Below are 14440 nucleotides of genomic sequence, written 5' to 3'. Positions count from 1 at the left end.
CCCACGCGACGTCTACGCGCTGGACGACGCAGCCTTCGTCGCCCAGGCCCGCCGCGACCTGGAGGCCTTGCGCCAGGGCACCGACGGGCTTCGCCGCCTGCGCGATGAGGCCTTCCGCTCCAAGGCGCTGTACCGGCGCGGACCGGACGTGCCGTACACCCCGGACGAGAAGCAGCTCCTGGTGTCCACCTGGGCCGCCTTCTTCGACTGCTTCGTGTCCACGGAGGTGGTGCGCCAGCGCTACTGGGACTTCCTCAAGGTGCCCGCCCTCACCCAGCCCAGGAAGCACGCCTGGGGCTTCCTCCTCACCCACGCGGCGCTCGCGGCGGAGCTGGCGCAGGGGATGGCCTTCGCGGACCTCACCGGAGGACAGGCGCAGCTGCAGGTGCTGCTGGATGAGCCCGGCCCCGAGTACGGCCTGCCCGCGCGCGCCTTCAGCCACTTCAAGGAGAAGGTCGTCCACGTGGGCACCAGCACGCAGCTCTTCACCGGCGACGGCTACCGCGCGACGCTGCACCCGGTGCTGACCAAGGCCGGCGTGATGAACGAGCCCGGCGTCCCCGCGCTCTTCCAGGCCATGCGGGAGGACAGCCGGACCGCCCGCGCGCGCCTCTTGAAGCGGGGTCCGGTGCTCTTCGCCAGGGCCGCCGCGGACCTCACCCAGGACACCACCGCCCGCGCGGTGTTCCCGGTGCAGAAGACGGTGGCGGAATGGATGGGCGACACGCGCGTGCACCGCTTGGGCAAGCCGCTCATCTCCCGGGAGCAGACGCTGGCGCTCCTGCCGCGCATGGCCCCGGGCGACGTGATGGTCGCGCGCCAGAACTGGTTCTTGTCCAACATCGGCCTGCCGGGCTTCTGGCCGCACGCGGAGCTGTACGTGGGCACCGCGCAGGAGCTGGCCCAGACCTTCGACGCGGACCCGGACGTGAAGGCCTGGGTGGCCACCCTGCCCGGCCACCCTGAGACGTTCACCGGCCACCTGGCGAAGGCGTTCCCCGCCAAGTGGGCCGAGTACTCCGGCAAGGACGCGCACGGAGACCCGGTGCGCATCATCGAATCCATCAGCGAGGGCGTGAGCTTCACCGGCGTGGAGCACGGCATGCACGTGGACTACCTGGGCGTGCTGCGGCCCCGGGTGTCCGCGGTGGACAAGGCCCGCGCCATCCTGCGCGCCTTCACCTTCCAGGGCCGGCCGTACGACTTCAACTTCGACTTCTTCTCCGACCAGTCCCTGGTGTGCACGGAGCTGGTGTGGAAGTCCTATGCCCCGTCCAAGGACATGAAGGGCCTGGACATCCCCCTGGTGAGCGTGGCGGGGCGCAGGACGCTGCCGGCGAACGAAATCGTGCGCGTGTTCGACGCCGAGTACGGCCAGCCCGGCCGCCAGTTCGACTTCGTCGCCTTCCTGGACGGGCGGGAGGCCCAGGGAGACGCCGTCGAAGCGAACGCCGAGGCCTTCCGTTACACCTACCGACGCATGAAGTGGGACATCGCCCAAGAGTGAGGCTAGAGGCACACACGATGACGGAAGAGACGGCGAACGAGTTCCTGGCCCTGGCCTCCCCCCTCTACGAGCGGATGATCGCCCAGCAGCAGGCGAAGGTGCTGCGGCTGGCGCGCGAGGCGGTGCCCAACATCGGGCCGGAGGAGCTGCGCAACCCGCACGACTTCCCCCAGTTGAAGGACCACCCCTCCTTCGAGTTCGAGGACGGCATCCTCGCGGGCCTGATTTCCGCGCACATGGCCATCCGGGCGGAAATCAAGGGCCGCCTGCCCGCGGCACCGCCGGGCGCCTGACGCTCGGCTGCCTGCCTTTGCCGTGAGGAGCTTCCGTGGGTTACAGGTGCGCACCGTGAGTTTTCCCTCTGGATTCGGCCCGCCCCTGGCGCGCGAGCGGCTGGTGTCTTCCCTGGCCGCGGACCCGCCCCGGCTGGACCTGGCGGCCCTGGCCATCGCCACGTTGGGCCGTGAGGACCTGGACGCGCCGGCGTGTCTGCACACGCTGGATGCGCTCGCCGCGAGGGTGCAGGTGGAGGCGGAGCGGCTGCGCGAGAAGGGCGAGGCCCTGGCTCCGCTGCGCGCCCTGCGCCACGTGCTGGCGGACATCGAGGGCTTCCGGGGCAACGAGGACGACTACCACTCGCCGGACAACAGCTTCCTGGACCGGGTGCTGGAGCGGAAGGTGGGGCTGCCCATCACGCTTTCAGTGCTCTACCTGGAGGTGGCGCGCCGCGCGGGCATCCCGCTGTACGGCGTCCCCTTCCCGGGCCACTTCCTGGTGGCGTGCGACGCGGGCGACCACAAGCTGGTGATGGACCCCTTCCACCACGGCGACATCCTCACGGAGCACGGCTGCGAGGAGCTGCTCAAGCGCGTGGCGCCGCAGCTCAGGTTCGACCGGGCGATGCTCGCGCCCGCGCCGGTGGAGCTCATCGCGTACCGCATGCTGTCCAACCTGCGCCGCGTGTACCTGGGGCGCGACGACAGCCAGCAGGGGCTGGCGGTGGTGGACCTGCTGTTGCTCCTGGCCCCGGACCACCCGGGCGAGCTGCGCACCCGCGCGTCGCTGCTCACCACCCTGGGCGCCTTCCGCGCGGCGCTGAAGGACGTGGAGCGCTGCCTGGAGCTGTCACCGGACGCGCCGGACCGCGAGCGCCTGGAGCTGTCCGCACGCGAGCTGCGCGAGCGGGCCGAGCTGCTCAACTGAAAGGGAATCTCCCCATGGCGTCCGCGCCTGAGTCGAAAGTAAGGCCCTGGCCGCGTCTGCGCCGGGGCCTGGTGCACGACTTCACGGTGGTGAAGGTGCGCGAGGACATGGTGGCGGACCCGCGCACGAACCTGGAGCACGGCCGCGTGCGGATGGAGTGCGCGGACTGGGTGAACGTCATCGCGGTGACGACGAAGGACGAGCTGGTGATGGTGCGCCAGTTCCGCTTCGGCATCGACGCGGCGACGCTGGAGGTGCCGGGCGGCGTCATCGACCCGGGCGAGGACCCGGCCACGGCCGCCGTGCGCGAGCTGGAAGAAGAGACGGGTTACCGCGCCGGCAGGCTGGAGCCGCTGGGCGACGTGCACCCCAACCCGGCCTTCCAGTCCAACCGGTGCTTCAGCTACCTGGCGCTCGACTGCGAGCGCGTGAGCGACGGGCACCCGGACGACGGCGAGGACATCGCCGTGGAGCTGTACCCGCGCGCGGACCTGCCCCGGCTCATCCTGGAAGGCCACATCACGCACTCGCTGGTGGTGGTGGCCTTCTTCCTGGAGCGGCTGCGCGCGGAAGCGAAGCGCTAGGCCGGCTCGCGCTCCCAGGTGCCGGAGCGTCCGCCGGACTTGTGGTCCAGCTGCACGGCCTCGATGACCATGCCCCGGTCCACGCTCTTGCACATGTCATAGACGGTGAGCGCCGCCGCGCACGCGGCCGTGAGCGCCTCCATCTCCACGCCCGTGCGGTCCACCGTCTTCACCCGCACGCGCACCTCCAGCCCTTCGTCCACGGGCGTGAGCGTCACATCCACGCCCGCGAGCGCGATGGGATGGCACAGGGGCACGAAGTCCGGGGTGCGCTTGGCGGCCATGATGCCGGCGATGCGCGCCGCCGCGAGCACGTCGCCCTTCTCCACCTGCCCCGCGAGGATGCGCTCGCGCGTCGCGGGCAGCATCTTGAGGCGCGCGGTGGCCACCGCCACGCGCTCCGTCTTCGGCTTGTCGCCGACATCCACCATCTTCACCGGCCGGCCCCCTTCGCCACCGCGGCGAGCAGGTCGTCCGCCACGTCGTCCGGATCCTCCAGCCCCACGGACACGCGGATGAGGCTGTCGCGGATCCCCGCCTGGGCGCGCTCCTGCGGCGTCATCCGGCGGGCACTGGCGCTGGCCGCGTGCATCACCAGCGTGCCTACGTCTCCCAGCGACGGTCCGGGCTTCGCCACCCGCAGCGCCTCCAGGAACCGGTCGCCTTCCTTCTGCCCCGCGCCCTTGATTTCGAACGCCACCATGGGCCCGAAGCCGCCCTCCAGAACCCGCGCCGCCACCGCGTGGTCCGGGTGGGAGGCAAGGCCCGGGTAGAGGACCCGCTCCAGCAGCGGCGAATCCGACAGCCGCTTCGCCACGTGGGCGGCGTGCTCGTTGTGGGCCTTCATGCGGACGGGCAGCGTGCGCAGGCCGCGCAACGTGAGCCACGCCTCGAAGGGTCCCAGCACGTCGCCGGACAGGATGCGCGCGGACCGCAGCGGGTCGATGCGCGCCTTCGAACCACTCACCGTGCCGCCCAGCGCGTCGCTGTGGCCGTTGAGCCACTTGCTGGTGGACTGCACCGCGTAGTCCGCGCCCAGCTCCAGCGCGCGCTGGCCGAAGGGCGACGGGAACGTCGCATCCACCGCGAACACCGCGCCCGCGTCACGGCACGCCTGCGCGAGCGCGCGGATGTCCGGCACGCGCAACAGCGGGTTGGAGATGCTCTCCGCCAGCACCAGGCGCGGGCGCCACTCGCGGATGCGCGCGGGAGCGTCCGGGGACATCTGGTCGAGCGGCCGCAGCTCCACGCCCCAGCGGGCGCACAGGTTCTTGTAGAGCGCCCGCGTGACGCCGTAGCCGTCCGTGGGCATCACCAGCACGTCCCCGGCCTTCCACGGCTGCGCGTCGAACAGCGAGCGCAGCGCGGCCATGCCGCTGGCGTAGGCGACGCAGGCTTCCGCGCCCTCCAGCGCCGCCACCGCCTCCTCCAGCAGCGCGGCGTTGGGCGCGCTGATGCGGGCGTAGGCGTAGTCCTTGCCGTCCAGCGCGTCGGACAGGTCATCGCTGCTGTCGAACCAGTTCACCGCCGCCGGGAAGATGGGCGGCATGACGGGCACGGCCTTGCTCCCGGTGAGCCGGGAGCCCGCGTGCACCGCGACCGTCTTCTGCTTCGTGCTCATGCGCGTGTCGTCTCGCTGGGACGAAAAGGGGTGACTACTCGCCGTGCTCGATGAGCCAGCGCTCCGCGTCGATGGCGGCCATGCAGCCCGTGCCCGCCGCCGTGATGGCCTGGCGGTAGTAGCTGTCCTGCACGTCGCCGCAGGCGAAGACGCCCTCGATGTTGGTGCGCGTGCTGCCCGGAATCGTCTTCAGGTAGCCACCCTGGTGCGTCTCCAGGATGCCCTGGAACAGCTCCGTGTTCGGCGTGTGGCCGATGGCGACGAACAGGCCCGTGGCGTTCACCAGCTGGCTGTCGCCCGTCTTGAGGTTGCGCACGACAGCGCCCGTCATCCCCTTCGCGCCGCCCACCACCTCTTCCACGGCGGAGTTCCACATGAAGGAGATCTTCGGGTTGTTGAGCGCGCGCTCCTGCATCACCTTGGACGCGCGCAGCGAGTCACGGCGGTGGATGAGCGTGACGTGGTTGACGATCTTCGCCAGGTACGTGGCCTCTTCCATGGCCGTGTCGCCGCCGCCCACCACCAGCACATCCTGCTTCTTGTAGAAGGCGCCGTCGCAGGTGGCGCACGCGGACACACCGCGGTTCTTGTAGGTGTCCTCGCCCTTGACGCCCAGCCATTTGGCCGTGGCGCCCGTGGAGATGATGACCGTCTCCGAGCGAATCTTGATGCCGCTCTCGCTCTCCAGCAGGAAGGGCCGCTGGGAGAAGTCCACCTTGGTGATGTTCTCCATGTGGATGACCGTGTTGAAGCGCTCCGCCTGCTTCTGGAAGCGCTCCATCAGCTCCGGGCCGGTGATGGCCTCCGGGAAGCCGGGGTAGTTCTCCACGTCGGTGGTGACCATGAGCTGGCCACCCGGAACGCGCTGCGGGTGCTCCAGGGTGGGACCGCCGGCGAACACGACGGGCTCCAGGTTGGCGCGCGCGGCGTAGATGGCGGCGGTGTACCCCGCCGGGCCCGAGCCGATGATGGTGACCTTCTGGATCTTGTCCTGCGACACGGCGCCTCCTGCGCTCATACGTTTACGGGCCCGGACGGTAACAGACGCCGCCGTCCTGGCCATGATACGAACCTGGACCCCATGGATGCCGCTGTCCTCAAGAAGGTTGCGCTCTTCGAGGGATTGACCCAGGGCCAGCTCGCCAAGGTCGCCCGGATTGCCCAGCCGCGAACCTACGTGGCCGGAGATTTCCTGTTCCGGGAGGGTGACACCGGCCAGGACATGTTCATCCTCGCCGACGGCAAGGTGCGCATTTCCAAATCCGTGCCGGGCATCGGGGAGGAGGCGCTGGCCATCCTCGAAACCGGCCAGTATTTCGGGGAGATGGCGGTCATCGAGGATTCGCCCCGCTCCGCGGACGCCATCGCCCACAGCTCCTGCACGGTGTGGGTCATCGAGCGCGCGAAGCTGGACCAGCTGATGTTCACGGACAAGGACCTGGCCTACGTCCTCCTGTGGACGTTCGTCCGCACGCTGAGCGAGCGGCTTCGCGAGACGAACGAGAAGATCAAGGGCTTCTTCGCCATCTCCCGCTTCTAACCACCGGCTGCTTCTTGGCTCCTCGCACGCCAGGAGTGCGGGTGGAGCATCGCTGTCCGTCCCGCCGCGGGGCCTCTTCACGCATCGCTGGACGGGGTTGGCCCCGGCGTCCAGGAGTGAGCCCTGAAGGGCACATGCCTTGCTCAAGCCCGAGCCGCGTGGACGGAGGCGGGATGGAACAAGGTGGAGAGGCGTGGGCGGAGCCGGGCGAAGGGGAAGCCACGGGTGGCAGGTCGGTGAGGGCGCGCGGCGCGGCCCTGGGGGATGCGCGCGAGCGCCTCTTCCGGCTGGGCGCGGAGGCCCTCACCGACCTGGAGCTGTTGGGGCTTCTGTGGACGGAGGGACTGGGGGACGCGACGGACGGCGTGGCGAGGGGCGGGCTCAAGTCTCTGTTGCAGGAGGATCCGCGCGTCTTGTGCGCGCGGCGGGGCGTGGGGCCGGTCCGCACGTCCCGGCTGCTGGCGGCGCTGGAGCTGGGGCGGCGCGCCCAGCGTTCTCCAGAGAAGCGGCCCCGGCTGCGCACGCCGCAGGAGGTGCACGCGTACCTGTCGCCCACGCTGGGGGCGCTGCGGCGAGAGGTATTCCACGTGCTGTGCTTCAACCCGCGCAACGTGCTGGTGCACGACGCACGGGTGGCGGAAGGAACGCTGAGCGCGTGCCCCGTGGATCCACGGGAGGTGTTCGCGGCGGTGCTCTCCTCGCGGGCCACGGCCATCGTGCTCGCGCACAACCACCCTTCCGGAGACCCGGAGCCCAGCGTCCAGGACGTGGGGCTCACGGAGCACCTGGCGCGGGCGGCGGGGCTCTTGGGCGTGAAGCTGCTGGACCACGTCGTCGTGGGGGACAGCGCGTTCGTGTCGATGCTGGAGCGGGGCATCCTGCCGGACAGCGAGCGGGAGGGCCGGCGCAAGTGCGGCACGGGCGAGGGCTGGTGATGGGGGCGGGCGTGCTGCTGGCGCTGGGGGCAAGCCCCATTCGCGTGGAGGTGCTGGAGGACACGCGGGCCCAGGTGGTGCGGAGCGACAGCGGGCAGGCGTGCACGGTGGAGCGCTGGCGGCTGCCACCGGGAGCGCGCGAGGGGGACGTCGTCGTGGACGGCCGCCTGGACCCGGAGCGGACGGAGGCGCTGCGGCGCGAGGTGGCGCGGAAACGGGCCGCGCTGGCGGTTCCCCTTCCTCCGGGGCTCGAGCTGTGAGGTGGAGGCACCGGTGCCCACGGAGGGGATTGGCGTTGACGGCCGATCCAGGATGATGAACATGCGCGCGATGACGGAGTCCCTGCCCTTTCTCGAAGATGCCCAGCAGGGACTGGTGCGGCACTTCAGACTGTCGGAGTTCCGCCCCGGCCAGGCGCCCGTCATCAGCTCCGTCCTGAGCGGCCGCAACACCGTGGTGGTGATGCCCACGGGCGCGGGCAAGTCGCTCTGCTACCAGCTCCCGGCGCTGCTCTTGCCGGGCATCACGCTGGTGGTGTCGCCGCTCATCGCGCTGATGAAGGACCAGGTGGAGCAGCTCACCGCGAAGGGCATCGCGGCCACGTACATCAACTCGTCCCTGTCGGACGTGGAGCGGGCGGACCGCCTGCGCAAGCTGCGCGCCCGCGAGTACAAGCTGCTCTACGTGGCGCCGGAGCGCTTCCGCAGCGCAAGCTTCCTGGAGCTGGTGGCCGGGCTGGGCGTGGAGCTGTTCGCCGTGGACGAGGCGCACTGCATCTCCCAGTGGGGCCACGACTTCCGGCCGGACTACGCGCTCCTGGGACAGGTGCGCAAGCGGCTGCGGCCTCCGCGCACGGTGGCCCTCACCGCCACGGCGACACCGGAGGTGCGCGAGGACATCGTCCGCGTGCTCCTGATGAAGGACCCGGCGGTGTTCGCGCAGGGGTTTGACCGGCCCAACCTCTTCCTGGACGTGGTGAACGTCAGCGGGGACGAGGAGCGCCGGGACGCGTGCGCGAGCCTGGCGGCCAAGGGCGGCAGCGGCATCATCTACTGCTCCACGCGCAAGGCGGCGGAAGGGATGCACTCCGCGCTCGTCACGCGCAAGGTGAACGCGGTGCTGTACCACGCGGGCATGGAGGACGACGCCCGCCGCCGCGCGCAGGACGACTTCATGTCCGCGAAGGAGGCGGTGGCGGTGGCCACCAACGCCTTCGGCATGGGCATCGACAAGCCGGACATCCGCTTCGTCGCGCACGCCAACATTCCCCGGGCGGTGGAGGCGTACTACCAGGAGATTGGCCGCGCGGGCCGCGACGGCAACCCCGCCACCGCGGTGCTCCTGTTCAACCACGCGGACGTGTACACGCAGGAGCGCCTCATCGAGAGCAGCCACCCGTCCGAAGCCGTGCTGTCGGACGTGTGGGCGCAGCTCCAGGCCGTGGAGGAGTTCGACCGGGGCGTGCACGTGCTCGCGGGCATGGTGGGCGCCAGCGAGTTCGAGGTCTCCGCCGCCCTGAAGATCTTCGAGCGCGAGGGCAAGCTGGAGCGCGGCGGCCGGGGTGAAGGCGAGTACGGGCTCACGCTGACGGACAAGGCCGCCAGTGCGCAGCCGCACGCGGCGGAGTCGCAGCGGCTCTTGCGCTCGCTGCTGGAGACCTTCCCCGTGGGGCGGCAGGCCACCACGGAGCTGCCCATCCTCGCGCGGCGCACGGGGCTGACGGAGGACGACGTCCGGCATGCGCTGGGTCTGCTGGAGAAGTCGGGCGTGGTGCGGGTGCGCCGGCCGTTCGCGGGGCGCTCCATCCGTGTTCTGGAGCGCGTTCCCTTCCGTGAGCTGACGGTGGACCTGAGCCGCGTGCGCGAACAGGAGCGGCACAACCGGCTGATGCTCAAGCGGATGGCGGACTACGCGTACACGCCGAAGTGCCGGCGCGCGTTCATCCTGCGCTACTTCGGGCAGGCGGACGCGGCGGCGGTGTGCGGCACGTGCGACCGGTGCGCGGGCAGCATGATGCCCAAGCCCGCGGGTTCCTCCTCGCGCGCCATGCCGGCCGCGTCCGGGGCACCGGTGAGGGTGTTCAGCGAGCTTGCGTCCACGGAGCTGCGCCGCTGGCGCAAGGACCTGGCCAAGGACCTGGGCATCGCGCCCTTCATCATCTTCAACGACGCGACGCTGCTGGGGCTGGCCGCCGCCCTGCCGGTGGACCGCGAGTCCTTCCTCGCCGTGAAGGGCACCGGGGAGAGCCGCTGGGAGCGCTTCGGCCCCAAGGTGGTGGACATCTGCCTGATGGCGCGCGCCGCGGGCCATGAGCCGCAGGTGGCGCCCGTGGCCCCGCGCATCCGCAAGGCGAAGTCGCGCCGCTAGCCGTTTCCGGGCGGACGGCCGTTCCCGCCGCGGGTGGCTCGCAGCAGCCCCCACCGCAGCACGGCCATGATGGCGCCCACCACCAGGGCGAGCAGGAAGATGACCGCCACGGTGACGACGCCGAAGACGACGCGCACGCCCAGGTCGGTGATGCGGCCGGTGAAGTACGCGGCGCGCAGCGGCTCCATGGCGTGGGTCAGCTCCAGCGCGCGCGCCGGCAGCGAGTCGAGCGCCATGGAGAGGCGCTCGAAGAAGGGCGCGTGGTACCGCCGCCGGATGGACTCCACGACGATGCCCGTCAGCAGGTAGAGCACCGACAGCAGGAAGGCGTTGCCCCACATGACCTTCAGCAGGGGGGAGGACGGGGGCCGCTGCTCGCTCACGTCGACCACGCTACCGCGACGCCCGGCGCTTGAGGAGCGGAAGGGCCTTCTTCACCCGATTTGCCTCCGGCGCCCCCCCGGCGAGCTTCAGGAAGGCCTCGTAGGCCTCCACCGCCCGGGGCAGTTCCGAGGTCTCGCGCACCAGCACGTCCGCCAGCGCCAGGTGCGCCAGGCCGTCCGTGGGCTCCAGCTCCACGGCCTTGGCCAGCGCCTCGCGCGCGGGGGCCTCCTGCCGCTGCTTGAAGGCCACCAGCCCCAGGGCCAGGTACGCGCGCCCGTTGTAGGGGGCCAGCTTCACGGCCTCGTCCGCCGCCGCGCGGGCCTCCTTCACGGCCCCGGCGCCCAGCAGCACCCGCGCCAGCGTCACCTGGGCGAAGGCCTTGTCCCAGACGGTGGGCGCCTTGTCGGCCAGGTCCTGCAGCGTGCGCGCCGCGCCACGTCCACCGCCCGGCAGCTGCGTGTACAGCTCGCCCACGCGGCCGCACGTCGCGTCCGGCCCCTCGCGCCGCGCCGCCGCGAAGGCCGCGTCCGCGCTCTCCACCTGCCCCTGGCGCAGGAACGCCTGGGCGATTTCGCAGAAGGTGTCCGGGTCCTTGGAGTCCAGCTTGTTGGCGCGCTCCAGCGCGGAGAAGCCACCCTTCGCGTCGCCGTTGGCGAACAGGAGCGCCGCGCGCAGCCGCTGCCCTTCCGCGTCGTCCGGCGCCAGCTTCACCGCGCGGCCCGACGCGCCCTCCGCCTCCTTGCGCCGGCCGGACTGGTACAGCGCCAGCGCGAAGCCCTTGTGCGCGGCCGCGTTGCCCGGGTTGTCCAGCTGCCACGCCTCGAACTGCTTCAGCGCCTCCGGCGTGCGGCCCAGCGCCAGCAGCGCGCGGCCCAGGGCGTCGCGCGCCTCGCCGTGCGCACCGTTGCGCTCCACCGCCTGCGTCAGCGGCTTGAGCGCCATGTCCGGCAGGCCGCGCGACAGGAGCAGCCGCCCCAGTGAGCACGCGCCCTCGTAGTCGCGCGGATCCTTCAGCGCCTCGTCGAACTGGGTCTGCGCCTTGTCCAGCGCGCGCTCGCGCCAGTACACCTGCCCCAGCGCCACGCGCAGGTCCGTGCGCGGCTTCTTCGCCAGCGCCTTCTCCAGCACGTCGCGCGCCTGGGCGCCGTTGCCCTCGTTCGCGTCCGCCAGCGCGAGCCACGCGACGGCCTCCGGCGGATAGCGGTCGTTCACGCGCGTCTTGCCCAGCTCCACGCGGGCGCGCTTCCAGTCCCCCAGCCGCGCGTACGCCGCGCCGCGAACCAGCGAGACCTTGCGGCCACCGTCCGCCTCCAGCCGCTGCAGCGCTTCCTTCTCGCGGTCGCGGTCCAGCAGCGTGCGGCCCAGGCCCTCCTTCGCGGCCTCGCTCTTGGGCTGCAGCTTCAGCGCGGCCTCGTAGGCCTGCTGCGCGGCCTCCAGCTTGCCCGCCGCGCGGCCCGCGGCCCCGAGCGCCAGTTGGAAGTCCATGGCCAGCGGCCCCTGCACGCCCTTGGAGAGCATGGTGCGCGCCTCGTCGTACTTGCCCAGCGCGGACAACAGCTCGCCGTGCACCAGCTGCTGACGGGGCTGGAGCGCGGGGGGCAGCTTCGGGTCCTGCGCGAGCGGCGCCACGTCCGCCAGCGCCGCGTCCAGGTCCTGCTCCAGCACGAGCCGGCTTTCGGCCATGCCGATGCGGGCGGCCGGGTGCTCCTTGGAGACCTCGCGAGCGCGCTTGAACATCTCCAGCGCCTGCGGGAAGTCCTCGGAGGCCAAGTAGTAGTCGCCCAGCGCCACCAGCGCGCGGACGTTGCCCGGCGACGCCTTGAGCGCGCGGTCGAAGCGGTCCAGGGCCTTCTTCTCGTCCTTGGCGGCGATGAGCAGGCTGCCCGCCAGCGCGTGCACCTCCGTCACGTCGTCCTGCGAGGCGAGCAGCGCGCGGCGCGCGGACTCGCGGCCCCGGTCGTCGGCGACCAGCGCGTTGGTGGCCAGCACCAGGCCGTTGAAGCCGTCCTTCACGCCCGGCTTCTCCAGCGCCTCCAGCGCCAGGCGGCGGTCGTCGGCATTGGCGCCGTGGTCCAGGTAGCGCAGCGCGTGCGCGTAGCCCGCGAGCGCCCAGGCGGCGGGGCTCGCTTCGTCCATGTCCCGCGCGCGGTCGAGCTGCCGGAGCGCTTCATCCAGCGACGCCCCGGTGTCCTGCGCCACGGCGCGCTTCGCGAGTTCCAGCGTCTCCGACAGCGTCTGACCGCCCTGGCGGGAGCGGTACAGGATGAAGAAGCCGGCGCTCGCGCCCAGGAAGATGAGGGCCACGAAGAGGGCCACGGTCTTCGCGCCATAGCGCTCGATGAGCGACTGCTTCGCGCGCTCCTTGGCGATCTTCTCGTGCATCTCGCGCTCGTACTTCGCCGCGAGTGCCTCCGTGTCCTTCGCGTTCGCCGCCGCCTTGTTGCGGGCCGAGGCCGCCGCCAGCTCCGTCGCATCCGGGATGTCGTCCAGCAGCGAGCGCTTGCCGCCCGCGGCCGACGCCACCGGAGCCGGCGTCACCGGCACCGCCGCGCGAGCCCGCGCCGCCTCTGGAGGCGGAAGGTCCCCCAGCAATCCCCCACCCTGCGACGCGGAGGGTTCATCCGCCGGAGGCGCATCGGGGAGGTCCGCCAGCATCCCGGACTTGCGCCCGCGGCCAGAGGGGCCCGGAGCCGCCGTCTGCGCGGACGCGGAAGGGCCACCCGAGACCGGGGCAGCGCCCTGATCCGGATCCGACGGCGCGACGTCCGCCGCGCCAGGTCCCGGATCCGACGGGCCACCGCTGACGGCACGTCCGCGCCCCGAACCGGGCTCCTGCCCCGGATCCGACGGGACACCGGGTGCCGCAGCCTGCTCGCCCGCCACGGACGGACCGCTGGCCTCCACGGTCACATCGCCCCGCGCGTCCTCCGGCACCGGCGTTCCGGACGCAGCGATGGGCCCGCCATGCGCCTCCACGGATCCGACCTTCGCGGCGGACTGCGCATCCACGCCACCCGCCGGCGTCTCCGTCCGGGCGGAACGGCGCGGCTCCAGTCCGGCCGCCGCGGCGGCACGCGCATCGAACGCGGACGGTTGCGCCTCCGCTCCCGGCGCTTCCGGCTCCTCTTCCACGGGCGCCGCCGCCGGGGTCGCCAGGATGCCCAGGTCCTCGAAGATGGGCGCGGGCCCACCGGACAGGGCCTGCTGGGCCTGATCCAACCACTGCTTCACGCGCCCGTTGTTGGGCTGCAGCGCCACGGCCTTGCGCAGGATGGGCAGCGCGGACCGGTACAGCCCGCGCTGAAGCAGCACGTCGCCAATGAGGTTGTAGGCGTACGGGTTGTCCCGCTCGATGGCGATGGCCTGGTCGAACTGCTCCATCGCCTCCGCGGGCCGCCCCAGCTGGATGAGGGCCTTGCCCCACAGCACCCGCCCCACGGTGGACGTGGGGTGGTGGGAGATGCCCTGCGTACACACCTCGATGGTGCGCGCCGCGTCTCCCTTCTCCAGCAGCGCCTTCGCCAACTCCACGAAGACGGAAGAGGTCGGGTCCTGCCGGAGGAGCTGCTCGTAACGCTCCACCATCGACTTGGCCATGTTGAGTCGCGACTCCGGTGTGCTTGGCGGGGGAGCGCGGACCATAGCACTGCCCTCGTCCGTTCCGCCCAGCGGCTGGTAGCGTCGCGCGCATGAAACGCCTGCCTGCCCTGATGGTCGCCCTGGTCCTCGGTGGGGCCTGTGCCCACACCCCTCCCAAGTCGGACCTGGAAGCACTCCAGCCCGTCGTGGAGGGCTTCCACAAGAACCTGCGCTGGAGGAACTACCGCGCCCTGTCCAGCTTCCTCGTCCCCGAGGAGCGCAAGGACTTCGAACACCAGCGCCGCCAGCTCCACGACGAGCGCGACCTCACCGTCACCGACTTCGAGATCGAGGACGTGAAGCTCGCCGACGACGGCCGCCACGCCACCGTCCACAGCCGCATCCAGTGGATGCGCCTGCCCTCCGTCACCGAGCAGACCGACACCGTCACCTCGGAGTTCATCTTCCGGGACGGCGTCTGGCTGCTGGAGAAGCAGCAGTCAGGACCCTTCGCGGGCGAACTGGAGTAGCGGTTCCCTACCCCGCAAAAAAGTCGCCCACCGTCTCGGGGCCGGCCGAGACGATGGGCGTCGAGGGTTCCCCAATGGAACCCCCTACCAGGGTGACGATGTCGCGCGGTACTTCCGGCCCGCTGCGACTTCGCCGTGTTGCCTGGTCTCTAGAGCAATGCGGATGCCAACCACCCCGCCCCCCTGACCC

At 71.5% G+C, this 14440-nt stretch carries 14 protein-coding genes; 9 read left to right on the top strand and 5 right to left on the bottom strand.

Going from position 1 to position 14440, the window contains the following annotated elements:
• The 4 genes from D7X32_RS38065 to D7X32_RS38050 form a co-directional block, all read left to right on the top strand.
• The coding region (locus D7X32_RS38065; RefSeq protein ID WP_120607430.1) for a YiiX/YebB-like N1pC/P60 family cysteine hydrolase at window positions 1–1507 on the top strand (1507 nt) is incomplete at its 5' end.
• A gap of 17 nt (window positions 1508–1524) precedes the next feature.
• Complete coding sequence (locus tag D7X32_RS38060; RefSeq protein ID WP_120607429.1) at window positions 1525–1800, top strand: hypothetical protein; 276 nt, start codon at window positions 1525–1527, stop codon at window positions 1798–1800.
• Window positions 1801–1885: 85 nt separating this feature from the next.
• Window positions 1886–2710 carry a SirB1 family protein gene (locus tag D7X32_RS38055; RefSeq protein WP_171449020.1) on the top strand — a complete coding sequence of 275 codons (825 nt, stop codon included), beginning with the start codon at window positions 1886–1888 and terminating at the stop codon, window positions 2708–2710.
• Between the two features lie 14 nt (window positions 2711–2724).
• Window positions 2725–3294, top strand: coding sequence for an NUDIX hydrolase (locus D7X32_RS38050; RefSeq protein ID WP_120607428.1), 570 nt, complete (start codon window positions 2725–2727; stop codon window positions 3292–3294).
• Here D7X32_RS38050 and moaC read toward each other — a convergent pair.
• Genes moaC through trxB form a run of 3 tightly spaced genes read right to left on the bottom strand, consistent with a single transcriptional unit; the run spans window position 3291 to window position 5933 of the window.
• Window positions 3291–3731: a cyclic pyranopterin monophosphate synthase MoaC gene (moaC, locus tag D7X32_RS38045; protein ID WP_120607427.1), complete on the bottom strand. Its 441-nt coding sequence runs from the start codon at window positions 3729–3731 to the stop codon at window positions 3291–3293. The genes D7X32_RS38050 and moaC overlap by 4 nt on opposite strands.
• Entirely contained in the window at window positions 3728–4915 is a 1188-nt protein-coding gene (locus D7X32_RS38040) for a trans-sulfuration enzyme family protein (RefSeq protein ID WP_120607426.1), read from the bottom strand. The genes moaC and D7X32_RS38040 overlap by 4 nt, the downstream gene beginning before the upstream one ends.
• 34 nt (window positions 4916–4949) lie before the next feature.
• Complete coding sequence (trxB, locus tag D7X32_RS38035) at window positions 4950–5933, bottom strand: thioredoxin-disulfide reductase (RefSeq protein ID WP_439329041.1); 984 nt, start codon at window positions 5931–5933, stop codon at window positions 4950–4952.
• A 63-nt stretch (window positions 5934–5996) separates the two neighbouring features.
• Here trxB and D7X32_RS38030 point away from each other — a divergent pair, with 63 nt between their 5' ends.
• The 4 genes from D7X32_RS38030 (at window position 5997) to D7X32_RS38015 (ending at window position 9757) form a co-directional block, all read left to right on the top strand.
• Window positions 5997–6455: a Crp/Fnr family transcriptional regulator gene (locus tag D7X32_RS38030; RefSeq protein ID WP_120607424.1), complete on the top strand. Its 459-nt coding sequence runs from the start codon at window positions 5997–5999 to the stop codon at window positions 6453–6455.
• 173 nt (window positions 6456–6628) lie between these two features.
• Window positions 6629–7390, top strand: a complete 762-nt coding sequence (gene radC / locus D7X32_RS38025; protein WP_120607423.1) for a RadC family protein — start codon at window positions 6629–6631, stop codon at window positions 7388–7390.
• On the top strand, window positions 7390–7650 hold the full coding sequence (locus D7X32_RS38020; RefSeq protein ID WP_120607432.1) for a DUF3006 family protein: 261 nt from the start codon (window positions 7390–7392) through the stop codon (window positions 7648–7650). The genes radC and D7X32_RS38020 overlap by 1 nt, the downstream gene beginning before the upstream one ends.
• 52 nt (window positions 7651–7702) lie before the next feature.
• On the top strand, window positions 7703–9757 hold the full coding sequence (locus D7X32_RS38015; protein ID WP_120607422.1) for a RecQ family ATP-dependent DNA helicase: 2055 nt from the start codon (window positions 7703–7705) through the stop codon (window positions 9755–9757).
• Here D7X32_RS38015 and D7X32_RS38010 read toward each other — a convergent pair.
• Window positions 9754–10098: a hypothetical protein gene (locus tag D7X32_RS38010; protein ID WP_120607431.1), complete on the bottom strand. Its 345-nt coding sequence runs from the start codon at window positions 10096–10098 to the stop codon at window positions 9754–9756. The genes D7X32_RS38015 and D7X32_RS38010 overlap by 4 nt on opposite strands.
• Before the next feature lie 52 nt (window positions 10099–10150).
• Entirely contained in the window at window positions 10151–13738 is a 3588-nt protein-coding gene (locus D7X32_RS38005) for a tetratricopeptide repeat protein (RefSeq protein ID WP_120607421.1), read from the bottom strand.
• Between the two features lie 92 nt (window positions 13739–13830).
• Here D7X32_RS38005 and D7X32_RS38000 point away from each other — a divergent pair, with 92 nt between their 5' ends.
• Window positions 13831–14250, top strand: coding sequence for a hypothetical protein (locus D7X32_RS38000; RefSeq protein WP_120607420.1), 420 nt, complete (start codon window positions 13831–13833; stop codon window positions 14248–14250).
• Window positions 14251–14440: the final 190 nt, after the last annotated feature.

This window comes from Corallococcus carmarthensis (assembly GCF_003611695.1).
GTDB lineage: Bacteria > Myxococcota > Myxococcia > Myxococcales > Myxococcaceae > Corallococcus > Corallococcus carmarthensis.
The sequence above is the reverse complement of the archived record's forward strand: the minus strand, read 5'-3'. Positions and strand labels throughout refer to the sequence as shown.